This is a genomic window from Cyclobacterium salsum, assembly GCF_010119245.1.
Taxonomy (GTDB): domain Bacteria; phylum Bacteroidota; class Bacteroidia; order Cytophagales; family Cyclobacteriaceae; genus Cyclobacterium; species Cyclobacterium salsum.
Map to the genome: position 1 here is coordinate 149353 of NZ_WNKG01000001.1, position 24251 is coordinate 173603.

The 24251-nt window shown below is 45.8% G+C and carries 23 protein-coding genes and 1 tRNA gene; 5 read left to right on the forward strand and 19 right to left on the reverse strand.

The window, feature by feature from the left end:
- Positions 1-83: 83 nt before the first annotated feature.
- Positions 84-1826, reverse strand: coding sequence for a TrkH family potassium uptake protein (locus GJS45_RS00565; protein WP_162339506.1), 1743 nt, complete (start codon positions 1824-1826; stop codon positions 84-86).
- Between GJS45_RS00565 and GJS45_RS00570 the strand changes: the two genes are divergently transcribed.
- Together GJS45_RS00570 and GJS45_RS00575 are read left to right on the forward strand one after the other, a co-directional pair.
- Positions 1825-2064 (forward strand): hypothetical protein, encoded by a 240-nt coding sequence (locus GJS45_RS00570; RefSeq protein WP_162339507.1) that lies wholly within the window; start codon positions 1825-1827, stop codon positions 2062-2064. The genes GJS45_RS00565 and GJS45_RS00570 overlap by 2 nt on opposite strands.
- Positions 2065-2232: 168 nt before the next feature.
- Entirely contained in the window at positions 2233-3078 is an 846-nt protein-coding gene (locus tag GJS45_RS00575; protein ID WP_162339508.1) for a bacteriorhodopsin, read from the forward strand.
- A 59-nt stretch (positions 3079-3137) separates the two neighbouring features.
- On the opposite strand, the gene GJS45_RS00580 is transcribed toward GJS45_RS00575, so the two are convergent.
- The 11 genes from GJS45_RS00580 to argS form a co-directional block, all read right to left on the reverse strand.
- A complete protein-coding gene (locus tag GJS45_RS00580) occupies positions 3138-3761 on the reverse strand; it encodes an HmuY family protein (protein ID WP_162339509.1) in 624 nt (207 codons plus the stop codon).
- Between the two features lie 12 nt (positions 3762-3773).
- Positions 3774-6089: a TonB-dependent receptor plug domain-containing protein gene (locus GJS45_RS00585; RefSeq protein ID WP_162339510.1), complete on the reverse strand. Its 2316-nt coding sequence runs from the start codon at positions 6087-6089 to the stop codon at positions 3774-3776.
- 45 nt (positions 6090-6134) lie between these two features.
- Positions 6135-7181, reverse strand: a complete 1047-nt coding sequence (locus GJS45_RS00590) for a hemin-degrading factor (RefSeq protein WP_162339511.1) — start codon at positions 7179-7181, stop codon at positions 6135-6137.
- A gap of 2 nt (positions 7182-7183) precedes the next feature.
- The gene (locus tag GJS45_RS00595) at positions 7184-7993 is read right to left on the reverse strand and encodes a heme ABC transporter ATP-binding protein (protein WP_162339512.1); all 810 of its coding nucleotides are present in this window, start codon (positions 7991-7993) and stop codon (positions 7184-7186) included.
- Between the two features lies 1 nt (position 7994).
- Entirely contained in the window at positions 7995-9056 is a 1062-nt protein-coding gene (locus GJS45_RS00600; protein WP_162339513.1) for a FecCD family ABC transporter permease, read from the reverse strand.
- Positions 9057-9058: 2 nt separating this feature from the next.
- Positions 9059-9910, reverse strand: a complete 852-nt coding sequence (locus GJS45_RS00605) for a heme/hemin ABC transporter substrate-binding protein (RefSeq protein ID WP_162339514.1) — start codon at positions 9908-9910, stop codon at positions 9059-9061.
- A 423-nt stretch (positions 9911-10333) separates the two neighbouring features.
- On the reverse strand, positions 10334-10690 hold the full coding sequence (locus GJS45_RS00610) for a translation initiation factor (RefSeq protein WP_162339515.1): 357 nt from the start codon (positions 10688-10690) through the stop codon (positions 10334-10336).
- 9 nt (positions 10691-10699) lie between these two features.
- Complete coding sequence (locus tag GJS45_RS00615; protein ID WP_162339516.1) at positions 10700-11551, reverse strand: universal stress protein; 852 nt, start codon at positions 11549-11551, stop codon at positions 10700-10702.
- A gap of 80 nt (positions 11552-11631) precedes the next feature.
- Positions 11632-12537: a 1,4-dihydroxy-2-naphthoate polyprenyltransferase gene (locus tag GJS45_RS00620; protein WP_162339517.1), complete on the reverse strand. Its 906-nt coding sequence runs from the start codon at positions 12535-12537 to the stop codon at positions 11632-11634.
- A gap of 98 nt (positions 12538-12635) precedes the next feature.
- Entirely contained in the window at positions 12636-13241 is a 606-nt protein-coding gene (locus GJS45_RS00625) for a glutathione peroxidase (RefSeq protein WP_235954519.1), read from the reverse strand.
- 2 nt (positions 13242-13243) lie between these two features.
- Positions 13244-15034, reverse strand: coding sequence for an arginine--tRNA ligase (gene argS, locus GJS45_RS00630; RefSeq protein WP_162339518.1), 1791 nt, complete (start codon positions 15032-15034; stop codon positions 13244-13246).
- A gap of 582 nt (positions 15035-15616) precedes the next feature.
- On the opposite strand from argS, the gene GJS45_RS00635 reads away from it, so the two are divergent.
- Entirely contained in the window at positions 15617-15949 is a 333-nt protein-coding gene (locus GJS45_RS00635) for a hypothetical protein (RefSeq protein WP_162339519.1), read from the forward strand.
- 89 nt (positions 15950-16038) lie between these two features.
- Here the strand turns inward: GJS45_RS00635 and GJS45_RS00640 are convergent, their stop codons facing one another.
- From GJS45_RS00640 to surE, 7 genes are all read right to left on the reverse strand, one after another.
- Complete coding sequence (locus tag GJS45_RS00640) at positions 16039-16971, reverse strand: DUF6807 family protein (protein ID WP_162339520.1); 933 nt, start codon at positions 16969-16971, stop codon at positions 16039-16041.
- A gap of 123 nt (positions 16972-17094) precedes the next feature.
- Positions 17095-18063: a transketolase family protein gene (locus tag GJS45_RS00645; protein ID WP_162339521.1), complete on the reverse strand. Its 969-nt coding sequence runs from the start codon at positions 18061-18063 to the stop codon at positions 17095-17097.
- Positions 18064-18098: 35 nt separating this feature from the next.
- Positions 18099-18950 (reverse strand): transketolase, encoded by an 852-nt coding sequence (locus GJS45_RS00650; protein WP_162339522.1) that lies wholly within the window; start codon positions 18948-18950, stop codon positions 18099-18101.
- 10 nt (positions 18951-18960) lie between these two features.
- Positions 18961-19410, reverse strand: a complete 450-nt coding sequence (bcp, locus tag GJS45_RS00655; RefSeq protein ID WP_162339523.1) for a thioredoxin-dependent thiol peroxidase — start codon at positions 19408-19410, stop codon at positions 18961-18963.
- Positions 19411-19464: 54 nt separating this feature from the next.
- Positions 19465-21333, reverse strand: coding sequence for a M23 family metallopeptidase (locus GJS45_RS00660; protein WP_235954520.1), 1869 nt, complete (start codon positions 21331-21333; stop codon positions 19465-19467).
- Positions 21320-21931, reverse strand: a complete 612-nt coding sequence (locus GJS45_RS00665) for a fumarylacetoacetate hydrolase family protein (RefSeq protein WP_162339524.1) — start codon at positions 21929-21931, stop codon at positions 21320-21322. Before GJS45_RS00665 ends, GJS45_RS00660 begins: the two co-directional genes overlap by 14 nt.
- A gap of 96 nt (positions 21932-22027) precedes the next feature.
- Positions 22028-22774: a 5'/3'-nucleotidase SurE gene (gene surE, locus GJS45_RS00670; protein ID WP_162339525.1), complete on the reverse strand. Its 747-nt coding sequence runs from the start codon at positions 22772-22774 to the stop codon at positions 22028-22030.
- A gap of 75 nt (positions 22775-22849) precedes the next feature.
- On the opposite strand from surE, the gene GJS45_RS00675 reads away from it, so the two are divergent.
- Together GJS45_RS00675 and GJS45_RS00680 are read left to right on the forward strand one after the other, a co-directional pair.
- On the forward strand, positions 22850-23743 hold the full coding sequence (locus GJS45_RS00675) for a diacylglycerol/lipid kinase family protein (RefSeq protein WP_162339526.1): 894 nt from the start codon (positions 22850-22852) through the stop codon (positions 23741-23743).
- Between the two features lie 204 nt (positions 23744-23947).
- Positions 23948-24036, forward strand: a tRNA-Ser gene (locus GJS45_RS00680).
- Positions 24037-24251 lie beyond the last annotated feature (215 nt).

The window sequence follows — 24251 nt, forward strand, 5'->3', positions numbered from 1 at the left end:
AGTGGCCATATGGAATCTCGCATGCTTTATAATCATCCCTCTGTGTGTCGCCTCCATCATGCTCGATTTCATGGATCAATCTTTTAGTTAATCGTTATTTCCTCAGTTGGATACCGGTAGTTTTTTCGTTTTACTTTGTTGAAAAGCGCGATAACTATGGTCAACATGCTTACCCTGCCCACGAACATGATGACAATAAATATTAACTTACTTTCACTGGCCAGGTCTGCTGTAATGCCCCGGCTCAAGCCAACGGTGCTGTAGGCAGAAAAGCACTCAAAGCCAATGTCAATCAGGCTTTTATCACTTTCAAACATGGAAACCAGCATGATTCCCGAGCCGATAACAATGAGCGATAGGGAAATTATGGCAAATGACCGTTGAACTGAAATACGTGCAATCTCCCTTCCAAAAATCTCAATTCTTTCCTTTCCCTTTGCCAAGCTGAGGATATTCAGTGTCGCAATGGCAAAGGTACTGGTCTTAATACCTCCGCCTGTAGAGGCTGGTGATGCCCCAATCCACATTAGTAAAAAAACCATCATGGTCGTCGGGAAAAGCATGGAAGCGGTATCGATTGAATTGAAACCGGCCGTACGGGGCGTGGTGGCTCCAAAAAGTGCTGTTACCACTTTTCCAATGCCCTCATGCTCCGATAAGGTATTATTAAATTCCAACAGGTAAAACGCTACAAATGCAATGGCGCTGATGGAAAAGGTTGTAATTAAGGTAATCCGACTATTTAAATTCAATACCCAGGGCCGATAGCCAATTTTGTTTCGGCCACGTGAAAACAGTTTTCTTATCCGGTATTTCAAATAATTAACACTATTGGCCACGATTGGAAAACCCAAGCCCCCCATTACGAAGGTCAGGATGACGGTTAACTGTAGAAAGTAGTTGAATTTAAAATCACTTTCATACAAACTGTTGGATAAGGTAGAGAAACCCGCATTGCAAAAGGCAGAAATCGCATGGAAAACAGCGAAAAAGACCCGGTCATATTGCGACGGATAGTGCAAGGGTTCCAGACTGCTATAAATGAGTAGTCCCGAAACCAGTTCGATGCCAAAGGTGATCAGGATGATGTATTTGAGGGTGGAAAAGACATCACCGATCTTTTTGGAACTTGTGATATCGGTAAGAGCGAGTTGATTTTCATAGGTGGAACCGCCTTTGAAAAAATAACTAAAGTAACTGGCAAAGGTCAAGATACCCAATCCGCCTATTTGGATGAGAAACATAATGATGATTTGACCAAACTCAGTGAAGTAGCTACCCGTATCGACTACAATGAGACCTGTCACGCAGACGGCACTGGTGGACGTAAATAGGGCATTCACAAAGCTAATTCCCTCATAAGTTGCTTTGGGAAGCATCAGTAAGAAGGTTCCGAATAGTATGATGAGCAAAAAACTGGTGACGAAAAGTTGCGCCGGATTTAATACCGTACGTTTGTAGTTAAACCGTATTTCTGAAAATTCTCTGATGAAGGTAAAAAGTACGGCAACTCTAACCCATACAGGGTTTTCAAGCAACAAATCGGTTTCAAACGGTACGCCTACGAAAAGGAACAGGTAGAAAACCCATAGCGTAAAGCAAATGGACAAAACATCAAAAATAAAAACTTTTCGTTTGATGAGCTTGTCGTTTTCCAGGTACCTGAGCACTGTGGAGATTACACCAATTCCCAGCACAACAAAGTAAAACCCATCCAGAAATTGTTGGGAAAGGTCATTTTGAGCGTACCCGAAATCAGAAATAATGGCGATTATTCCAAGAACGCTAATCCATAAGGCAATCTTATAGAGTAATTTTAAGTTCATGTGTCAGGAGTCCCTGTTCGGTTACTCTTTTGATAAAGTTGGAGGCAAAGCTATAAAAATTCCTTTCTACAGGATTATTCTTGGGAAAATAAATTCAGCGTTTGCTTTTCCTCCCCGACGTTGGGAAGCCCCAGGCCCGGCAGCAGAGCTCCGGCAAAGTGAACCGCTTTCTGAAACTGCTATTCGCCTTTTAACGGGCATTCAGAAAAATCTCGGTGGCAAAAAAGCGATGTATTAAAGCGACCACTTGTTACCTATTTGAATCGGGTAGCTGGTTTACCGACTTTATATACAATAATAATCTGTTTATTCACATTTATCCGCTTTTAAAAGGATAGGCCAATACCTGTCTACTCTATTCGATTTATAATTTATTATATTCAATCTTAATATAAATCAAAAATGTATGGAAATTTTAGGGAATGCCACTTTTGAAAATTATGTTGGACTGGAAAACGGGTATTCTGAAATGGCCTACCAAATGGTAGCCCATATCCTCACGTTAGGCTATGCGGTGATGCTGGCAGCATTACTATATTTTGTCCTGACAATTAACTACGTAGCGCCCAGGTTTCGGATATCCTCAGTGCTGTCGGTGGTAGTAATGGTTTCTGCGTTTCTTTTATTATACGCACAAGCAGGAAACTGGACCGCTTCTTTTGTTTTCAATCAGGAGGCAGGAAGGTATTTTTTGGGAGAAGGTCAGGATTTGTTTAATAATGGCTACCGGTATTTGAATTGGTTGATTGATGTTCCGATGTTGCTTTTTCAAATACTCTTCGTAGTGTCACTAACTAAAAGTAAATTTTCCAGTATTCGAAATCAATTTTGGTTTTCAGGCACAGGAATGATCATTACTGGATATATTGGACAGTATTATGAGGTAACCGATTTTCTGACTTTTGCTATTTGGGGTGCCATTTCCACCATCTTCTTCATCCACATCTTATGGCTAATGAAGAAAGTAATTGATGAAGGCAAAGAAGGGATTCCGGAAGCTGCGCAAAAAACGCTGAACACCATTTGGATCTTATTTCTCGTTTCATGGATGCTTTATCCTGGAGCCTATTTAATGCCCCATTTAGCGGGCCTCGAAGGAGGTTTTTTTAATGAAACCGGGGTAGTGGCCAGACAAATTACCTATACCATCGCCGACGTATGTTCCAAAGTTATCTATGGTGTATTGCTTACCGTAGTAGCCCAACATATTAGTAAAGCGGAAGGTTACGTTTACGGCGAGGCTAAATCATAAGCTGATTTTAATAAAAACCGAATCTGAAGCTATTGTCAGATTCGGTTTTTTAATAACTATCAGAAGGTTATCGTTCCATTAGGTTGAATCAGATACCGAAACGTAAAATAGGGGCTGGGTGTGGTTCTGGGATCCACTTCTGCCAGTGGCGGATTGTCCTGGTAGTAAGATAGGATCTCCATTTTGGCATAGTTTCCTTCATTGGTCTGAATCAGCAATACCCGACCGGGAATCGGACTGATAATATGGCTGCTGGGGTTGTAATTGTACCAACCATTGCCGGAACCGGTAGGGATGGCTAATCCGTTCTCCCCATCGCTCTTGAAATCCGCAGCAGATGGCACCGTAGATATTTCGTCAAAGGTACCCGTAACTACCGATGCCTGTGCCGTACCGGGTCCACTGCTACCGCTGTTCACGATAAGGGTCGTTCCTTTGAATCCAATGTCCCAGTCTCCTTCCCTGCTTTCCACCATTTGATTGTCTTCCAGGCTAAAGTACCGAAAAGGGCGCACTTCGGTGATTTCTCCGGTACTTCGGTCCATCAGGTCTCCCGGAGCGTGAAGATTTTCGACCGTTACCGCTTGTAACTCAATTTCCGGCTCCTCCACGGTGTTTTCTTCACAACTTGTACTCAAGGCAAGCAATAGAATGCCTGCCGGCAACATGTTCCATTTGTTCATTGTAATAGGTGTTTATTTAGTATTTACTAATTGATGAAAAGGTACTTTTGCACCCACAAACAGGGTTCTCCCCGGATTGCTGGGCTCGTATTGATTGAGTCGATTCAATAGATTAAATCCTCCCGTTTCTAGCAGTATGCCATTGCTAAAGGTCTTGCTGAGGCTAAGGTTCCAGCTGGTCATTGCCCGCGCATATTCGGAAGGATCGTCGAGAATTAGATTCCCGTTTACGTCGCCAAACCCGAATTTCCCCCGGTGTATGGCGCGAAGCGCCAGGTTGATGCCGGAAAGGGGCTCTTGGTAGCTGATTTTCAGGTTACCGCTGTGGCGACTTCGGTTAAATAAGCCTCCGTAATCGCTTCGGCCCACCCGTTGGGTCCGGTTCTCCGAGTCCTTGCGAAATAACGCTCCGGAATCGATTTGCTCCAACACATCCAAATCGTTGGCATACAGATACATGTATCCAGCGGATACCTGTAGATTTGACGTCAGACGCCAGGTCCCATCCAGTTCTATTCCCTGCGTACGAACACGGGAAACGTTGAAGTAGGAGAAGGCATTTTGACCGGAGGTCAGTCTGGCGAAAGGAGCCGTCTCAATCAGGTTGGAAATATTATTTTGGAAGAAATTTCCCTGTAGGAGCAAGTCGTTCGAAAATTTCCAGCGAAAACCGGTGTTGATGGCCAGGGAACTTTCTGCTTGCAGCGCGCCAAATTGAGAAGGATCCAGCAGCAGCTGCTGTACCAGTCCTTGCGATTGAAGCCGTTCGATGCCTTCCTGCACCAGGTTGGCCCCAAAAACGTAATATCCCGCGGAGGCATTGTTGAAATTCAGCAATAGCTGCCGGAAATCAGGGGCTTTAAATCCCGCCCCCAGCGATGCTTGCCAGCTAAATTTCTCGCTGAATTTGTACATCCCGGAGATTTTCGGACTGATTCTTTCTCCATATTGACTGTGCAAGTCACCCCGAACACCGGTAACGATGTTCCATCTGTCCGTTGGATTCCATTGATGCTGGAGAAACAAATAGCCGGCATCAAAGCGGTTTAGGTCTTCGTAGCGCGTTGCGTCAACGGTCTCCAGAAGGTGTCCCATCCCCAGCGTTAGCAATTGATTTTTTCCCAGTTGCCGGTCCAATTGAAGCTCTGTACGGTGGTACCGCTGTTGGAAATCCTGTGCATCTACGACGATACCGTCTTCCTGCATCTCCGTCAGCGAATGCGTTTCGAAAAAGGAAGTCATGCTCCGAAGCGTCAATTGCCAGTGCTCGTTGGGCCGGTAGGTTACCGTGGGATTGAAGTTTAAATCCCGACGTTCGGAGCTCATGTCCGCCAGTCGCTCCTTTCCGTTTTCAATGATTTGCAGGACATTATCCGAATCTTCCCGATACATGCGGGAATAGAGTCTGAACTCCCAATTACCGGATTTCTTTCCCAATTTAACCTGCCCGGTCGTGGCCTGAAATGGTGCCTGGGTATTTCCCGGAACATCGGGGTTCAGGTCAAATCCATCGGTACGGTAGCGGTTAAGGTAGGCCTGAACCGACCAGTCGTTTTGATTAATGCTCACCTCCCCGCTCAGGTCCATGGTGGAAAAAGAGCGGTACCTGGATTCCAGCGATGCCTCAAAACGCTCCCGGCCGCTTTTGGTGATGATATTGATCACGCCGGCCATGGCTTCGCTTCCATAGATGGCGCTGGACGGGCCACGGAGTACTTCTATCCGCTCGATGTTTGCAACCGATATTCTATCCAAATCAAAGGTTCCGGCGGTTCGACCGATCAGGGGTTCCCCATCCAGGAGTATCAGGATGTAATCGGAAGATAGCCCCTGCATCTGTATCCCGGCACCGTGGTCGCTGACTACCTGCAGTCCCGTTTGCTCCCGCAACACCTCTGAAAGGCGCATGCCACCGGTTTCTTGAATTTGTTCGCGGGAAATGACCGTTACCGGCATGGGTAGATCTTCCACGCTGCGGTCGGTACGTGTGGCAGCGACGACGACTTCACCCATTTGCCCAATCTTTTCTGTCAAACGCAAACTACTCAATTCACTTATTTCCTTGACACTAATTTGCCTTGCATCAAATCCCATCGCAAAGACCTCGATCAACTGGTCGACTTCCAGGTTGTCCGGCAGTTCAAAAGAACCCGTACTGTCCACGGGAACAACCTTATCCGACCCGATTTTTACATAGGCATGCCGGATTGGGTTGCCTGCCTGATCCCGGATACAAATCGGATCGGAAGCAAGGGTAAGGAACGGAAAGAGAAGGCAGCCCAGAAGCCAGCAGGTAAATCTATTTTTATTAAGATTGATTCTACACATAAAGACAAAATTTTTCCCGATGGCCGGTGGACCAACGGGAAAGGATTAAAGTTGGTCGATCAAATGTTTCCATTGTTCTTTCTGCGGAAGGCCTGGCTTCCGGAGCCCAAAAAACTGGGCAATCATCTCTCCGTCTGCATCAAATAGCTCCAGGGAAGACACCAACCCATCGTCGGTATTTTTATGCACCACCCAGGCCGAGTCGATGCAGGACTCGTCCAGGTGCATGTTGAAGTCCGGATCCATTACGTTCAGCCAGTTTCCCATTTGCCGGATGGTGCGTACTTTTCCCTGATGGATTTGAATGTTTCCTTTGTTTCCCACAAAGATCATGATGGGCAATTTTTCTGCGGAAGCCAGGTCCAAAATTTTCCTAACCGATAGGCGATCTACAGGATAGGCCCATTTTTTGCCGATCCATTTGATGGCGTCTAGTCGGTGGATATTGTATTTGCGGAGCATACCGAAGAAATCATGGGTATCTTTCATGTTCTCCCAGTCCTGGACAAAAGCTTCCTGATCCACGGAATTAGCGTGAGTCTCTTTCTCGAAAGGTTGTACCTGAATCCCCTGTAGCATATCCTCGCTGCGGTAGGCGCGGATCAAATTATCGTAGGCATCCTGGTTGCTTTTTTCCTGTAGGTAAATTTTCATCACGGCCTCGCCGGACTGGTCAAAAAACTGAAGGCTGCGCATGATGCCCCTGGGCGTATGGGTGGCCACGGCGAAGCCGTATTTCCACTTGCCAAAAAACACCCGCTGCTCGATGGGCCCGATTACCGTGGCGATTTGGTGGGGAGCGGTGCCGTGGATGGTGATTTTTTGAATATTTCCTTTGTGCTCCAGGACACAACCCTCGTTTCTGGTCAAGGCCATCACTTTTCCCAACTCCCTGCAGGAAAGGAGGATATTCGCCCAATCGGCTTTCAATCGGATGGGGGCCGGGTTATCCGTAGTCAGCAATAGCTCAAGTTCGGACACCTGAAGCATGCGTGCAGCGTCTCGTATTCTCATTTTTGGCTGATTTGACTTTAGTTCCTCCCAGGCCTTTTTTAACGCGGTACCGGAGGGATATTTCAGAGTAGTTTCCATAATTAAGCGAGTTTATACGTATAATTGGTTGATGAAGTAGCAGATGAAGGAAGGCTGCTGATATAAATCGGTGCGCCGGGACCGTTCGATTGTACCGACAAGGGATAATCAAACACCCCTTGCAGGTTTTCCGGAGTCATTGCGGCCCGTATCGCACCCTGGTGTAGTACCCGGCCTTGTTTGAGTAGCAGGGCCTTATCGGCATAATTTGCGGCGAGGTTCAAGTCATGAAGTATGGCTAAAATGCCAATATTCCGCTGTTTGAGTTGCCCGATAATTTGCATGATGTGGTGCTGCTGGGCAATATCCATACTGGAAGTTGGTTCATCCAGAAGCAAGTACCGGGGAGTGGCCTTGATTTCCCATATTTGCGCCAATACCCGTGCCAGCTGTACCCGTTGCTTCTCGCCTCCCGATAAATTGCCATACAGCTGATCTTTCAGGTGCCAGGTTTGGGTAGCCGACATGACCTCTTTTACGATTGTTTTTGGGTATTTGGGCCGGCTGTACATCAGGCCAAGCGATACGACTTCCTTTGCCTGAAAGGGAAAGGTAAGCGTACTGTGCTGGGGCATAACCGCACGCAAGGAGGCCAGCTTTCTGGTTTTCATTCCTTTTATCGGCTGCCCATTATAGGTAATCCGACCCTGTTTGCAGGGTAATTCTCCGGATAGCAGCCGGAAAAGGGTCGATTTTCCGGCACCATTCGGGCCGAGAATGGCTGTCAGTTCTCCGGGAAGCACTTGAATGCTTGCCCGATTCACAATGGGCCGGTTTCCTATATAATACTGAATGTGTTGTGCGTCTAACATATCAACTGTTGAGTTTTTTTACATGTAGGATGAGCCAGATAAAGAACGGAGAGCCGAGGATTGCGGTAATGATCCCGATGGGCAATTCTGCGGGCATGACCACCGTTCGGGCGAGCAAATCGGCGCCATTGAGCAGGAAAGCGCCCAGAAGAAAGGCTCCGGGAAGCACCAGGCGGTGGTCGGCGCCAAAAGACAGCCGCAACAGATGGGGTACGATAAGCCCCACAAATCCAATGGTACCCGTCATCGACACGCCTACGCCCACCACCAGCGCACTCATAAATAACACGATGTATTTTACGCGCTGTACGTCCACTCCCATGTGAAAGGCCTCGTTTTCTCCGATAGCCAGGGCGTTTAGGTTTCGAAACTGCTTGATAATCAGTAGGGAGGGAAAAAAGATCAGGATAAAGGCTATTTTTACCTTGTCCCAATTCGCTCCCCCCACATCTCCCAGGCTCCAGAAGGTGAAATTTCGCAAGGCGGCCTCGTCTGCATAGAAAATGGCCAAACCAATCAGTGCGCCCGATAGTGCGGTCAAGGCAACGCCCGCCAATATGAGCAGGGAAATATCCGTTTTTCCTCCCTGATTGGCCATTTTGTATACCAGCATCACGTTTATCAAGCCGCCAATAAAAGCAACCAGGGGCAGGCTGAAGCTTCCAAATATCCGTCCAAGCCAGGGGAAAGAGGAGCCGAAAACGATATAAATGACCGCAAACAAGGCACCCCCGCTGCTTACGCCGATGAGTCCCGGCTCAACCAGGGGGTTTCTAAAAAGCCCTTGCAAGGCCGCTCCGGACACCCCCAATCCACCACCTACCAGAATGGCCAGCAAGATTCTCGGTAAGCGGATTTGCCACAGCACGTTGGCCTCTTGTTCGGTGAAGGTTCCCGAATCAATGCCCAGCTGGCTCAATAAAATGGAAACGGCATGGCCAAAGGGGATGGGAAATGCACCAATGGTGATGGAAAGCAGCCCAAGCAATACAAGTCCGATTCCCAAAGCAGCCAGTACCAGGGACTGTTGAGCCGTCTTTGAATAACTCAGGTTTTGAAGCATGCTTAGTTGCGGTTTACACTTTTGGCCAGTTCCAATGCTGCTTTGGCTACCCGCGGACCAAATCCGGACAGGTAGAGCCCGTCAAAGGCAATAATTCCATTTTGGTTGTAGGCAATAGTTTGTTCGACGCCACGGATATTTTTTACGGCTTCCTTTCCACCAAGCGAGCGCAGACTGGACTCAAAGAACAGCAGGTATTCCGGATTCATGGACACCATTGCTTCCGGGGTAAGCGGGATGAAATCGCTGAAGCCCTTACCAACCGATTCGATGGCTGCCATTTGCAGCAGGGACTCGGCAAAGGTATCTTCTCCGGCTACAAAGACGTTTTCCCGGCCACGGGCCATGACAAAAGCCATTTTTGGCTTTTTTGAAAGGCCAGCTGTGTAGGCTTCCAAGGCTGCTATGTCCTGATCCAGCTGCTTGGTAAGCGCCTTTCCTTTTTCAGGAACCTTCAGAAAATTTGCCAATTCCCGAATGATGCGGTAGGTGCCGGAAACGTCGGTGGGTTTGTCAAACTCGTGTATTTCCAGTCCGGCTGATTTAAGCTGGGCGACCACGTCCGGATTGAGGTATCCGGTCTCTATCAAAAGCAGGTCCGGTCCCAGTGCCAAAATACCCTCGGCTTTGATTTGATTTCGGTAGCCGATGGAAGGCAGTTGCTGCATGGCAGCGGGGTAGGTGGAGGTGATATCTGTGGCGATGATCGCCGATCCGAAACCAAGTTCGTATACGATTTCTGTAATGGTACCTCCTGCGGTAATCATGGAGGTGTCGTTGGATTGAAATGCCTGCACATGGTTCGAAAGAAGCAGGGCAATCACCAGTAGGGGTAGCATCAGCGATTTCATCATTTATTTAGATCAATTTTAAATACAGGTACAAATATTACTCTATTTAGATTAAATCCAAATTAAATTTAATGGATAATTTCTATGAGGAAATAGATTTGATTGACAATCAATTAAATGTAAATCCGATAGATTTTAGCAATTAGCAACAGGAGAGATGTTGTTGGTTTTTAGGCTGCCATTTTGAGGCTCCAGCGAGGTGGGAGCCTGAGATTGCCTGAGAAAAAGCTGATTTATAGGCAGGGTAGGGTGAGCGGTAGGCGGATCGGGGAAAAAGGACCGGAGGCATGAAAAAAATGGTACTTCAGTAGGGAACAGGCATGTTAACCCTCTAAAACGGACGATTTGTGAAAACGGAGGGCTTTTGGATGTTGGTGGAGATAATCGACTAAGCAGGGCAGGGCCGAAGCAAAAAAATCCGGAGGATCAACCACCGGATTTTTTTGCCTTATAGCCTTCTTGCTTCAGGTACTCCAGGATTTTGTCCCGGTGATCCCCCTGAATCAGGATCTCGCCCTCTTTGGTGTTGCCACCTACGCCAAACTTGGTCTTTAACGTCTTTCCCAGCGCTTTTAAATCCTCCTCTTGCCCCACAAAGCCCGTTACCAGGGTCACCTGTTTGCCTCCTCTGGATTTTTTATCCAGCTGGATGCGCAGGTTTTGCTGTTGGGGGGACAGGGTTTCCGCTGAGGCCCCATGGTCTTCCTCATAATCAAATGAATCCGAAGTAGAATACACCACTCCGTCTCTTTTTTTCCAATCGTTGTCTTTCTTTCTACCCATAGAAACGGATTAATTTTTAAATTTCATGGTCCAGACCGGCCTTTTGGCGCTATTTACCACATCTTCGGCAATGCTTCCGCTAAGCAGGTGCATAAAGCCCGTTCTTCCGTGGGTGGCCATGGCGATGATATCGGCATCTACCTCTTCGGCAAACTCAATAATGCCTTCTTCTTCGGTATCTGCATTGTAAATGTCTATTTGTACGTTTTTAAGATCATTGGTGTCGATAAAACCCTTGATTTTATCCATGGAGCGCTTCGACTTTTCAAAGGAATTGGGGGTGTTTACTTTTACAAGCCTGATTTCAGCCTCCAGCAGTTCCTGCAGGTCCTTCAGATTTTTCATTACTTTCTTGCTATCCTCCCCAAAATCGCTGGCAAAAACGATGGTCTTCAGTTGATTGGCTTTTACCGGGGCTTTTACGGTGATGACCGGACATTTGGAAAGCCGAACTACCTTTTCGGTGTTAGACCCAATCAACAATTCTTCTAATCCACTGGAACCTTTGGACCCCATAATCACCAAATCTGCCTTGATTTCGGTGATTTCACTGGATATTCCTGCGTAAGGGTTTCCATACGATATGGTAGTGCTGAAGTCGTAGGGCTTCACGGCATGTGCTTCTTCGAGTGCTTTAAATTGCTTTTTTCGCTTTTCTACTAAATCCACCATGTAGATTTTGTCGATAAAATTTTCTTCCATATTTACTTCCCCCATCGTATTGAAATGTTGGGCAGTAGGAATCTCGATCACATGAACCAATTTTAGTTTACAGGACGCTTTGGCTGCAATTTCCTGTGCCAATTGGAAGGCATTTTCTGCTTCTTCAGAAAAATCAAAGGGTACTAAGATGCTTTTCATAGTTATTTGCCGAATTAATAGTTTACGTGCAGTTAAACTACAAAAAACTAGAGAAATTAAATAAGGATTTGACCATTTGTTTAGAAAATCATCCATCCTAGCCCAAAGAGCAGGACGCATAAAAAGGTCCCTAAAGCCAGGACTTTCAGGTAAGGGTCCAGTTTATCGGGCGCATTAAATGCCTTTACCGCCCAGGCTGTTTGAAGTACCATGGGTGCAGCCAACCAATATAATAGCGCTCCATAGGCTTGCTTTTGCAATACAAAAACGAAAAGCATTATCAGCGCAACGAACAGTAGGCTCCAATGATAAACGACGGCCGCCTTTTTACCAATTCTAACGGGGATGGATTTTTTTCCGGCCATCTTATCAGAGGCTATGTCCCGGATATTGTTGATATTTAAGACCGCGGTGCTTAAAAGTCCTACGGCGGAAGCAGGAAGCCACAGCGAAGCATCAAAGGCAAGGGTATGCAGGAAATAGGTGCCCATAACGCCAATCCAGCCAAAGAATATAAATACGGCAAGGTCCCCCAATCCGGCATACCCGTAAGGTTTGTTGCCAGAAGTATAGGTGATGGCTGCCAGTATGGCCAATAGGCCCAATCCCAGAAAGCCTAGGAACAGTGCGGTATCGTCCAAAGCGACGGCCAAAAGCCACAAGCCACTTAACAGGGAAAGAATTGAAAAAAGAATCATAGCCTTCTTCATGGAAGCAGCACTGATGGCTCCGGATTGAACCGCACGGGAGGGGCCTTTTCTGTCTTCACTATCGGCGCCGTGGATGCTATCGCCATAATCATTGGCCAAATTCGATAAAATCTGTAATAGGGTAGTGGTAAGGGCCGCTAAAATAAACACAATCCAACGAAACTCAGCGTTTTTGAACGCAATGATGGACCCCATGATGATGCTGGAAAGCGCCAGTGGTAAGGTTCTTAGCCGAAAGGCTTGTACCCAGGCTTTATTGGTGGAAATGGTTGCCAATGCAAAAAAACGTAAATAGCGTTAAACAATAAATAAAACAAGCCTTCCACTAAGGTGGAAGGCATTTTTGTATTCTTTTATTTCTAGATAAATTAAAATTACGACTTGATTAGTTTGATGATTTCCTCGTCCATGGGTTTTACCGAGGAAGGAAAAAACTTGACCAACTCACCGTTTTCATTTATAAAATATTTACAAAAGTTCCAGGAAGGCTCGGTATTATTCCAACCATTTAAGTTCTTGTCGGACAACCATCGGTAAAGGGGGTGTTTATCGACTCCTTTCACCGATATTTTTTCAAACATGGGAAAGGTTACCCCATAGTTTTCGGTACAAAAGGTTTTGATATCATCATTTGTCCCCGGTTCCTGGCCGCCAAAATTATTGGCAGGGAAAGCCAAAATCGTTAGTTGCCCTTTGTAGGCCTCGTACAATTCCTGTAATTCGGCATATTGGGGTGTGTAGCCACACTTCGACGCTACGTTTACGATTAAAAGTTTTTTTCCTCTAAAATTGGAAAAATCGACCGGGTTTCCATCGATATCATTTAGGGTAAACTCGTAAAAATCATCGGCTCTATTCATGGGCGAATCGTTTTCACCCTCAGTGGGGTTGGTTTTATCAGAAACAAAATTAGCGTGATTTGATAGCGGCATTTGAATGACAAACAATCCGCTGATGACTAGGTAAATTAGCGTGTTCATAGTTACATTTTTTCGGGTACATCTATTCCCAATAACTTCATGCCGGACCTAATTGTTTTGGCCACCTGCGCAGATAAGGCAACTCGAAAGGCCTGCACTTCAGCTTTGGTTTCACTAAAGATAGGAAGTTCCGCATAAAAGCGGTTATAATCTTTTGCTAAATCAAACAAATACTGAGCAATTACCGCCGGAGAAAGTTCTTCAGCGGCCATGCCGACCTTATTCCGATAATCGGTCAAATGAAATATTAATACTCGCTCGGTGTCCTGCAGGTCGGTATAGGGGGCACAGCTTTTGGCCGAAAAATCCAGCTCGATTTGACTTGCTTTCCGTAATATCGCTGCGATCCGGGCATGGGTATATTGTATAAACGGCCCGGTATTGCCCTGGAATTCTATGGATTCCTGAGGGTTGAACAACATGCGTTTTTTTGGATCCACTTTCAACAGGAAATATTTCAATGCCCCCAATCCCAACATCTGATACAATGCTTCTGCTTCTTCCTGAGTGAAGCCTTCTATTTTACCCAATTCCTGGGTATGATCCCTGGCAGTGTCCACCATTTCCTGGATCAGGTCGTCTGCATCCACCACCGTCCCTTCCCTGGATTTCATTTTACCGGAAGGAAGGTCTACCATTCCGTAAGAGAGGTGGTAGAGCCCCTCCCCATAAGGTCGCCCCAACAGACGCATAATGGAAAATAGCACCTCAAAATGATAGTCTTGCTCGTTTCCTACCACATAAACGGATTTTTCAATCCCGTGATCCTTGTACTTTAAATCTGCCGTGCCCATATCCTGGGTCATGTATACCGAGGTACCATCCGCCCTTAATACCAGCTTTTCGTCTAGCCCCGCACTGCTTAGATCGGCCCAGACGGAACCGTTTTCTTTTTTGAAAAAGACTCCTTTTTCCAACCCTTCATTGACGATATCCTTACCCAGCAGATAGGTGTCCGACTCGTAATAATACTGGTCAAACGTAACACCCAGACTACGGTAGGTCTCATCAAAACCCTGATAGACCCAGTTGTTGAGTTTTTTCCAAAGATCCACGGTATGGGGATCACCCGCTTCCCACTTAACTAGCATCTCCTGAGCGGCTTTCATCCAGGGAGCTTCTTTTTTCGCCAGTTCTTCGGTCATTCCCTCCGCTATCAATTTCTTGATCTGGTTCTTGTATTCCTGATCGAAAAGGACGTAATACTTTCCTACCAGGTGATCCCCTTTCAATCCGGCGCTTTCGGGACTGGCATTTTCCCCCAATTTTTCATAAGCGACCATGGATTTGCAAATATGGATGCCCCGGTCATTGACCAGGTTGGCTTTTATTACCTCATAACCATAGGCTTCCAGAATATTGGCAACCGAAAAACCCAGAAAATTATTTCGAAGATGGCCCAGGTGAAGGGGTTTGTTGGTGTTAGGGGAGCTAAACTCCACCATTACCTTCCTACCCTTCGCCGGAAAGGAGCCAGGATCTTCCGCCTCGATAAGCTGTAGAAATACCTCTGTCCAATAGGCAGCCGAAAGGGAAATATTTAAAAAGCCTTTTACTACATTAAAGCTAGCCACTTCGGGCAGCTTTTCCTGCAGGTAGGCACCGATTTTCGCTCCACTTGCTTCCGGTGCACTTTTCGTAATTTTTAAAAAAGGAAATAAGACGAACGTATAATCTCCGCTGAATTCCTTTCTGGTCGCTTGCAGCGAAAAGGTCTTCGGATCTAATGTATGATCAAAAAGTTCCTGAAATGCGTTAGAAATGGTTTTTGTAAGTTGCTGCTGTATATCCATATATTGGGAAGGCCTCGGTTTTACTGAGGCGCAAATATAAGGGTTTCGCTACAAATTTGGTAGGAGGCCTTCAGTTTATCTTGGTACGTAAATTTACCTTACTGGCAAAATGCTACCAAAAGCTTTTGACCGATAGAAAGTTACCTGGCTAAAATGATCCAATTATGGAAACCTATCTAAATGACTCGCTCCGGGGAAACTTGCTTTTGATGAATCCTTGTATACCATTTTCTTTAGGCGCAGCGCCTTTCGAAAAACCAGATGAATGTAGAACAACGTCTTAAACCTATCTTTTAAAAAATTATACCACCGGTCATAGAAAATAGATGGAATAGGTGAGTTTATTTACATGTTGGGGTTGATTATCCACAATTAGGGTGTGAAGTGAAACCGACCATAATTGAATCCGGAGAAATTACTTTTTATAATTTCCTGGGTTTTACCTTAAATAAGGGCTGTTTTTGTAATATCAATACCTTTTAAAATTACTTGGCACGGCAGTTGAATAAGGATAATTGAAAATAATATTTAAATAGTATTGTTTTCAACCAACTATTATTTAACACCATAAACTTAAAAATCATGAAAAAGTTAATGTTATCCCTTGCTGTAGTGAGTGTATTTGCAATCACCGGCATCCATGCCCAATCGCTTCCAAACGAAGCAACCGAACTCGTTCAGGAAACAACAAAGATCGATCCGGAAACTCTTCCTGAAAAAGTGAAGGAAACCATCCAGAACGATGAGACGGTAAAAGACCTGACCATCAGTGAAGCACATCAGGTGATGGAAGAAGGAGAAGTCGTTTACAAGATCAAATTTGAAAGTGCCAACGCTGGTGAAGAGTTGACAAAGAAGTTTGATGCCATGGGTAAGGAATTGGAAGACGAGAAGAAAGAAGAGCCCGTTAAATAAATCGTTTAACCCGTTTTTTTGACAACTAACCAACTTAAGGCAATGGTCACTGACCATTGCCTTTTTTGTGTAATAGCGAACGGTCATTATTATTGGTTTCGAAATATACGGTACTGGTCGACGATTTCCTGTTTTTTTAGCCCTCGATGTACCAACAATTGATTTCTAAACACTAGCGGAGTTTTTCTATCCAGTGTGATCGGGTTCTGGCCAGGAAAAGCCATATTTTGCATGCTGTTTTTGTCTCGGAGAATCCATCCCTGGTAGGAGGGAAGCTTGTCCGGCTCTCCCATGATTACCAGTCCGGGGTCTTCCGGGTCTCCCTCGGTTAGGTTGATCCAGGCTCCAGCGGTTACCGGGAGTTCCTGGGGAATTACCGCACCGTTTTCATCGTAAAAGGCTGCATTTTCGGTCAGTTTTATCCGGGGAGAAAAGCCACCATAACCCTTTGCATCTTCTGATCCCCCGAGTCGAAGTCCCTTAACCAGGGCTTTCAATTGAATAGCAAAGGATAATTTGTAGGAATAAGAAGATACGCGCTGGTAATCAATCCTAACCGTTTCTTCCAGCAGGTTTTTTTTGACAGTGCCTGTTCCTCTCCAGATAACTTTCGCCTCTAGGGTGGCGGATCCGTTGGGGTTGACGGCTGTTTTTACGTTTTTTACTTCCCAGCGGATTCCTTCACAGACCCAGGGATCGGCGGCGCGTTGATCATTTACCCATAGCTGGTGCCAGGTCCAGAAAATCCCCCGGTGATGCGGGTGGTCCTCCGGAAAATCCTCGGTAAGAATCTCTCCATTGGTGTGGTACAACGGGTGGACGTAGTTTGCCCTTGGATAAAGACCGTCCAGGCTTTTTTCAGCTGCCTGGTAAAAATACCTGGGTTTTCCGTCCTCCGTAAGCAGCCAGCCATCTTCCTTTTCTTCAAAGACAAGTTGCTGGGCTGTTAGCGGGCAAGGGCCTGCCAGCAGGCAAAGCAAAACGATAATCGCTTTTGGCATCGTGAGGGGAGGAGCAGGCATAATCGGTATAGAAATAGGTTGGAAATAAAAGTAGTGGATTCTACGTAATTAACCTAGTGGTTTTGAAACCAAAAAAGCGGAAAAAAATGAATTTTTCCGCTTTTTTGGGGTGGTGTAAACCGCTTATTTTCTCGCAATAACCTTTTTTACTGCCTTGACGATATTCTCGGCATTCAATCCGTATTTTTCCAGCAGTTCTTCCGGTTTTCCTGATTCACCAAAGGAATCATCCACGCCAATAAATTCCTGAGGGGCGGGCTGATTTCGAACCAGGGTCTGAGCGATGATATCACCCAAGCCGCCATTGTACTGGTGTTCTTCGGCAGTCACGGCACAGCCGGTTTTGGCTACGGAAGCCAGCACCGCTGCGGTATCCAGGGGTTTGATGGTGTGTATATTAATAAGTTCCACGGAGATTCCTTCTTCTCTGAGCATGGCTTCTGCCACCACGGCTTCCCAAACCAGGTGACCGGTCGCGAATATCGTTACGTCCGTTCCTTCAATCATCTTCCAGGCTTTACCGATTTCAAACGGCTGATCCGCAGGGGTGAAAATCGGCCATTTCGGCCTTCCAAATCGTAGGTAAACCGGGCCTTCGTGATCGGCAATGGCGATGGTAGCTGCCTTGGTCTGGTTATAATCGCAAGGATTGATAACCGTCATATTGGGTAACATCTTCATCATGCCCACATCTTCCAGAATCTGATGCGTAGCACCGTCTTCCCCCAGGGTTAGACCGGCATGAGAGGCGCATATTTTTACGTTCTTCTCAGAATAGGCAATGGACTGCCGGATTTGGTCATACACCCTTCCGGTAGAAAAGTTGGCGAAGGTTCCGGTATACGGGATTTTACCTCCGATGGTCAGTCCGGCTGCCACTCCCATCATGTTGGCCTCGGAGATGCCTACCTGAAAAAAGCGATCCGGAAACTCCTTTTGAAAGGCACCCATTTTAAGGGAACCGATCAGATCGGCGCACAAGCCCACTACGTTTTTGTTTTTCTTTCCTACTTCCAGAAATCCATCGCCAAAACCGGAACGGGTATCTTTTTTTTCAGTGTAGGTATATTTGGTATCGAGTGTTTTTTCCATTATTCAAATTTGTTTTAGATCAAAGCGGACAGGGATCAATAATCGCCGAGTGTTTCTTCCAATTGTCCCAGGGCGTTTTCCAATTGCTCGTCATTGGGAGCTACTCCATGCCATTTGTGGGTTCCTACCATAAAATCTACCCCATATCCCATATCGGTATGCAGCAGGTTGAGTACCGGCTTTCCTTTGCCCAGCAGGGTTTTGGCCTTTTCCAGGGATTGGATGACTTCCGTGATATTGTTGCCATTTTCGGTAACGATCACTTCCCATCCAAAAGCTTCCCATTTGGACTTCAGGTCAAGCAGGTTCATGATTTCCTTGGTAGGGCCATCAATCTGCTGACCATTCACATCAATGGATGCGATGAGGTTGTCTACCTTATGGTGAGGAGCGCACATGGCGGCTTCCCAGATTTGTCCTTCCTGCTGCTCACCGTCTCCCATCAGGGCATAGACCAGGCGGTCATCGCCGTTGATTTTCTTGGCAAGGGCCGCACCGATGGCAACGGACAAGCCTTGTCCCAAGGAGCCGGAAGCCACGCGAATTCCGGGAAGCCTCTCTTCCGTCGCCGGGTGACCTTGCAGCCTGCTATCGATCTTTCGGAAGGTTTTTAATTCCTCGGTATCAAAATAGCCACTTCTGGAAAGCACACTGTACCATACCGGAGAAATGTGTCCATTGGAAAGAAAAAATAAATCCTCACCTTTTCCGTCCAGATTAAAAGATGAATCATGCTTCATTTGATCAAAATAAAGCGCTACAAAAAATTCGGTACAGCCCAGCGAGGCACCCGGATGTCCGGATTGGCAGGCGTGCACCATGCGTAATATATCTCTCCTTACCTGAGAGCATACAGCGTTTAATTGTTCGGTTGAGTGTTTTTCCATTGATTTGGAATTAGTTAAGTATTTGATTGGTGTGTTCCTTGGTTTTTACTTTTGTGATAATGTCCTCGATGATACCTTCTTCATCAATCACAAAAGTAGTACGGGCGGTGCCCATGTATTTTCTTCCGTACATGTTTTTTTCCACCCAGGTGCCATATGCTTCGTGAACACTCTTGTCCTCATCGGCAATGAGTGGAAAGGGAAGTTCGTGCTTTTCTATAAACTTCTTATGCGATTTTCCCGAATCGGAACTGATACCCAAAACGACATATCCCGCATGTTGAAGGGCTTCGTAATTGTCCCGTAGGTTACAGGCCTGGGTGGTGCAACCGGGGGTATTGTCTTTGGGGTAAAAATACAATACCACTTTTTTGCCTTTAAAATCGGAAAGCCTGATGGGCTTGTCATCCTGGTCTTTGGATTCAAAATCCGGCGCTTTTTGGCCTACTTCTAGTGACATAATACCTTTTTTTAGGTTGGTTATTTGATTGCAAGGGTCAAATATCGGAATAAATTAAATTTTTCCCTTATAAATGGCCTCGTTATTTGCCCGGTCCCTGACTTTTAAAATAACATCTCCTTCCAGCACCATTCCATCGGGTTCGTCGGACCAGACCAGGGATTGTTTGTGCTCGTACCGCATTTGGATCCATTCCCCGTCCACCCAGGCATTAAAATTCTGAATCCCGGACAAATCATCCCGAATGACAAATCGCAATCCCCTGCCGCTAACCCGTATCGGCCGGATGGAAGGAGCAAGGGAGTCCGTGGCCAGTACAAATCTCCCGAAATTACGCGTATAGAATCGAATCCGATTACCTTCCCAAACGCCTCCTTCAAAACTTCTGTAGCCGTTGTCATACAATCGGTACATGTGAGTCTGCTCTTGATTTCCCCTGAAATCCGGCAAATAAAGCGCTACCCGCATGGAATTCCACAGGTAATCGTAGGGCTCATTGATGGCAATGCCCGGAAACCCTTCTTCCTCAAACGGCTGTAAGCGAAGGTAGAGATCATCAAAAAGCGTCTCTTTTTCAAACTGAATGCTTACCTGTCCGTCGTTAAAGTGAATTTCTTTTCCAGCGGGAATCACGGCATTTACCTCGGGAATAATCATTTCCGTACACAGATCCACGGAGTCCGGTACGCCCAGGCGCATGTCCCATAGATAGGTCCGCTTGTTGGTTCCCTGATAGGCATAGGGAATCTCCATGCTGTAGCCGTGCACGTAAAACCTGGCCAGGCTGCCCTGATCGCTAATTGGGCTGTTAATGATCAACTGGTTTTCGTGGTAATCAACGGATTGCCGTCCGGAAGTGCCGTTATAGCTTCCCAAAAGTTTAGGGGCATCTTCTCCCAGAAAGTTGAGAACCAGATCTGTTTCGTTTTGGTAGGCATCTTCCAGGCGGACGGTGATGGCTTTGTTTTCCCCTGGCATTGCTGAAATGGCCCCGCTGTACGCCGAATCGGGCTCGTAAAATTCAAATTTATTGGTGGGCAACTTATACAAGCGGGTGTAGCGATTGCGGTAGGTGTGCAGCAGTATATGGCGGCCCAATGAAAAATCAACCCCATTGACATTGGCGCGGAAGCGTCGCTGCTCTTCCTCATAAATTTCGAATATGGGAAAGCCGTTTCGATTGTACATTTCATCCAGCTGGTCGTAGGCCCATATTTCGATTCCTACTTTTCCGGATATGCGAATGGTCTGGGGAACCCGAAAAGCACCGCTGCTATAGATCAGGGAAAATTCCTGTCGCTGAAACTCCCCGTTTACCCGGCTATCTCCGTCCAGCGGGGTGATGGCCACGCGCCTCACAATGGGAGCTGTGCTGTCCTTTATTTCCGTAAATCCTGCATGCAGCGGGTCAATGGCCCGATCCAGCGAATCCCGAATCTCAAAATGCAAATGCGGGCCTCCCGAACTGCCGGTGTTTCCGGAATAGGCGATGACCTCTCCCTGTTTGACCTGGAGCAGGCCGGGTTCCGGAAAATACTCAAAATCGTTTTGTTCGGCCTCGTACATTTTGGCCTTCATGGCACTGGCAATGGGCTCTTCCAGTTCCCGGAGGTGGGCATACACGGTAGAACTGCCGTTAGGATGTTTGATGTACACCACGTTACCATATCCGAAGGAGGAGATTTTGATGCGGGAGACGTATCCGTCGGCTGCGGCATACACCGGCAAACCCTGACGGCCTTCGGTTTTGATGTCCAGACCGGTATGAAAGTGATTGGGCCGGATCTCGCTCATATTGCCAGCCAGAAAATTTTGTTGGCCGGGTTTGATGGGAAACAGGTAGTAGTTTTTTGCCGTCTGCGAAAGCAGGGCAATACCGGAAAACAATAATAAAATAAAAAGTAGGGATTTATTTAACCTCAAAATCTAGTAATTTTTCTTGCTCCACATACGCCTCCAATCGATCCCCTATCGCTACTTTTCCCACACCGGCCGGGGTGCCGGTAAAAATCAGGTCTCCTGTCTTTAGGGTAAAAAACTGTGAGACATAAGCCAAAATCACGTCAAACGGAAAAATTAACAGGGAGGTATTGCCGGTTTGCCGGCGTTCTCCGTTTACATCCAGGTGAAAATTAATATCGGCCACATTGGGAAAATTGGCTACCGGTCGAAATTCCCCGACAGGAGCCGAGCCGTTAAAGGCCTTGGCAATTTCCCAGGGCAAGCCCTTTTCCTTGCATTTTCGCTGCAGGTCCCGGGCGGTAAAATCGATGCCAATTCCGATTTCATCGTAATAGGTATGGGCAAACTTTCGGTCAATATACTTACCTTCTTTTTTGATTTTCAGCACCAATTCCACTTCGTGGTGGATGTCCTCCGAAAACTCAGGATGGTAAAAAGGGGCGTTATTTTTCAGTAAAGCCGTATCCGGTTTGAGAAAAACCACCGGTTCAGTAGGCTTTTCGTTTTGCAGTTCTTCTATATGGGCGGCGTAGTTTCGGCCGATGGCAATTATTTTCATTTTGATGCATTTAAAACAAAGTGCAAAGAAAATGATTTAAGCAGTATTTCAAAGGGAATTTAATTTAAGTGCTGGAATCATTGACCGAAAGTTTGTTCAGGATATTGGGCTCGGAAAGTAATGTTTTTGTAACATGCGCTCTAATTCCGTATTATTAGTAAGATCAAGGCTTAAAGGCGTCAGGGAAACAAGGCCGTGGTTTACCGCCCAACGATCGGTTCCTTCTTCTGCTTCTTCAATAGGTTCCACGGTAAACCAATAATGCTGTCTTCCCATTGGGTCTTCGGCAGGTTTGACTACACCATCGTAATGGCGGACAGATTGCCTGGCCCATACGATGCCACGTGGGTTAATTGGGAAGTTGACGTTGACAAGGGAAGGGCTTTCTTTTTCCTCGGTCAGGATTGTCAATATGTTTGAGGCGAATTGTTTTATGGCATGAAATTCGATTTCCGCTTGGTGGCTCGGGGTGCTAAAAGCGATTCCTTTAATGCCCAAAAGGGCAGCTTGTTTGGCACCTGCCAGCGTACCTGAATGCCACATCGAATTACCGAGGTTGGAGCCTATATTGATGCCAGACAATACCATGTCCACCTTATCCCAGTGAAAGCAGCCGAGAGATACACAGTCTGCCGGTGTGCCGTTAACCCGAAAAGCTTCAAAATGGCCAATTTTGGTCTTTTTATAAGAAAGTGGACGGGATGCTGTGATGGCGTGGCCCATGGATGATTGCTCAACGTCCGGAGCAACAATTCTGACATCGCCAAAATCAGCGGCTATTTCCGCAAGAGCTAAAATGCCAGGACTATATATGCCGTCGTCGTTTGTTATTAATATTTTCATTTACATAAATTTTGGTTTCAAACGTTACATTTAAGGTACAAAAATCGGGCGATAAAATGGAATAATTGGAAAAAGATGCATATCAACCTTATCTATAATGAAACGGCAGGTGATGGAAGTCAATCCATTGCAAGTATTGTGAAAAGGCTCAAAGACCACGGGGCCAATGTTCTAGCATTCAATAAAAAATCAGTTGATCTAAGCAATTTCCTTATGATAAAATGTGATTTTTTGCTAATTGCTGGGGGGGACGGTACGGTACAGGAAGTATTAAAAAAAATAATACAGAACCCTGTACCTTTCGCGATTTTGCCATTGGGAAACGCCAATAATATGGCAGAAAGCCTAAACCTTGATGATTATTTGGGCAAAATAGTACGTAATTGGAAAAACAAGAAAACAACACCTCTTAGTATAGGCTATTTGGAGCAAGAGGGGAAAACGCACTATTTTTTTGAATCGGTAGGGTGGGGGTTGTTTGCTGATACACTAGCCAGAATAAAAAAAGAAAAAAAACGGTGGAACGAAAGTCCGGATGACAAAGTGGCATTTGGACTGAAAAAATTAAAGGATTCCATTAATGACCTCAAATCATCCCACTACCAAATAGAAGTCGATGGAATGGATTATTCCGGAGAATACGTATGGATAGAAGTGATGAATACGCCCTTTATGGGTCCAAATCTCCATTTAGCACCAAATGCGGACCCTGAAGACCAGTATTTGGATGTCATTTTAATAAAGAAAGCCGAGAAAGAAAAAATTGAACGGTTTATCGAACATCAGAAACAAACGGATCATTATCGATTTGATTTGGCACTAAAAGCGAGGGAGGTATTGATCAACTTTGACGGGTCGATGCATGTTGATGATGAATTATTGGAAAGGGAATCAAAGAATCGATCCCGTCAAAACTGGCTAAAGCTCTGTTTGTATCCAAAAAAGTTAAGCCTGGTACCTAGTTATTAATCCTAATGGTTCACAGAACCTTACCGGAAAGAACGCTTTTTAAACGAAAAATCACCAATTATTTGGTCCGTTGATTTTGTTTAAATGGAAAATATTCGATTATATTTGCATCAAAATAGAGAGTTGGGTGAGTGGCTTAAACCATCCGCCGCGGCGGATAAACTGTCGTAAGCCCATCATTTAAATAAAAAAATAAAGAAAAATAGAGAGTTGGGTGAGTGGCTTAAACCAGCAGTTTGCTAAACTGTCGTACGCCTAACAGCGTACCGGGGGTTCGAATCCCCCACTCTCTACGTATGACCCCGTTTAAAGCTGATCGAAAGCTTTTTATGGGGTTTTTTTAGTTAAGCGTTTAGGATATTTTTCGGGACAAACCTCTTAGTTGGCCATTGCTAATGACCTTCTGACGTTTTCGTCCGCAATAACTGATTGTAAATAGCGCAGTGTATTTATTCCCATCGTTTTCATCAATTTCAGTGCATTTCGTTAAATCTTCTATTTTCCATTT

Coding starts and splice junctions, on each gene's coding strand:
- GJS45_RS00580 (WP_162339509.1), bottom strand. CDS start 3,761: ATGAACAAATGGAACATGTTGCCGGCAGGCATTCTATTGCTTGCCTTG.
- GJS45_RS00575 (WP_162339508.1), top strand. CDS start 2,233: ATGGAAATTTTAGGGAATGCCACTTTTGAAAATTATGTTGGACTGGAA.
- surE (WP_162339525.1), bottom strand. CDS start 22,774: ATGAAAATATTAATAACAAACGACGACGGCATATATAGTCCTGGCATT.
- GJS45_RS00595 (WP_162339512.1), bottom strand. CDS start 7,993: ATGTTAGACGCACAACACATTCAGTATTATATAGGAAACCGGCCCATT.
- GJS45_RS00640 (WP_162339520.1), bottom strand. CDS start 16,971: ATGCCTGCTCCTCCCCTCACGATGCCAAAAGCGATTATCGTTTTGCTT.
- GJS45_RS00565 (WP_162339506.1), bottom strand. CDS start 1,826: ATGAACTTAAAATTACTCTATAAGATTGCCTTATGGATTAGCGTTCTT.
- GJS45_RS00665 (WP_162339524.1), bottom strand. CDS start 21,931: ATGAAAATAATTGCCATCGGCCGAAACTACGCCGCCCATATAGAAGAA.
- GJS45_RS00585 (WP_162339510.1), bottom strand. CDS start 6,089: ATGTGTAGAATCAATCTTAATAAAAATAGATTTACCTGCTGGCTTCTG.
- GJS45_RS00570 (WP_162339507.1), top strand. CDS start 1,825: ATGTGTCAGGAGTCCCTGTTCGGTTACTCTTTTGATAAAGTTGGAGGC.
- GJS45_RS00610 (WP_162339515.1), bottom strand. CDS start 10,690: ATGGGTAGAAAGAAAGACAACGATTGGAAAAAAAGAGACGGAGTGGTG.
- GJS45_RS00590 (WP_162339511.1), bottom strand. CDS start 7,181: ATGGAAACTACTCTGAAATATCCCTCCGGTACCGCGTTAAAAAAGGCC.
- GJS45_RS00675 (WP_162339526.1), top strand. CDS start 22,850: ATGCATATCAACCTTATCTATAATGAAACGGCAGGTGATGGAAGTCAA.
- GJS45_RS00600 (WP_162339513.1), bottom strand. CDS start 9,056: ATGCTTCAAAACCTGAGTTATTCAAAGACGGCTCAACAGTCCCTGGTA.
- GJS45_RS00615 (WP_162339516.1), bottom strand. CDS start 11,551: ATGAAAAGCATCTTAGTACCCTTTGATTTTTCTGAAGAAGCAGAAAAT.
- GJS45_RS00650 (WP_162339522.1), bottom strand. CDS start 18,950: ATGGAAAAACACTCAACCGAACAATTAAACGCTGTATGCTCTCAGGTA.
- argS (WP_162339518.1), bottom strand. CDS start 15,034: ATGGATATACAGCAGCAACTTACAAAAACCATTTCTAACGCATTTCAG.
- GJS45_RS00645 (WP_162339521.1), bottom strand. CDS start 18,063: ATGGAAAAAACACTCGATACCAAATATACCTACACTGAAAAAAAAGAT.
- GJS45_RS00605 (WP_162339514.1), bottom strand. CDS start 9,910: ATGATGAAATCGCTGATGCTACCCCTACTGGTGATTGCCCTGCTTCTT.
- GJS45_RS00625 (WP_235954519.1), bottom strand. CDS start 13,241: ATGAACACGCTAATTTACCTAGTCATCAGCGGATTGTTTGTCATTCAA.
- GJS45_RS00635 (WP_162339519.1), top strand. CDS start 15,617: ATGAAAAAGTTAATGTTATCCCTTGCTGTAGTGAGTGTATTTGCAATC.
- bcp (WP_162339523.1), bottom strand. CDS start 19,410: ATGTCACTAGAAGTAGGCCAAAAAGCGCCGGATTTTGAATCCAAAGAC.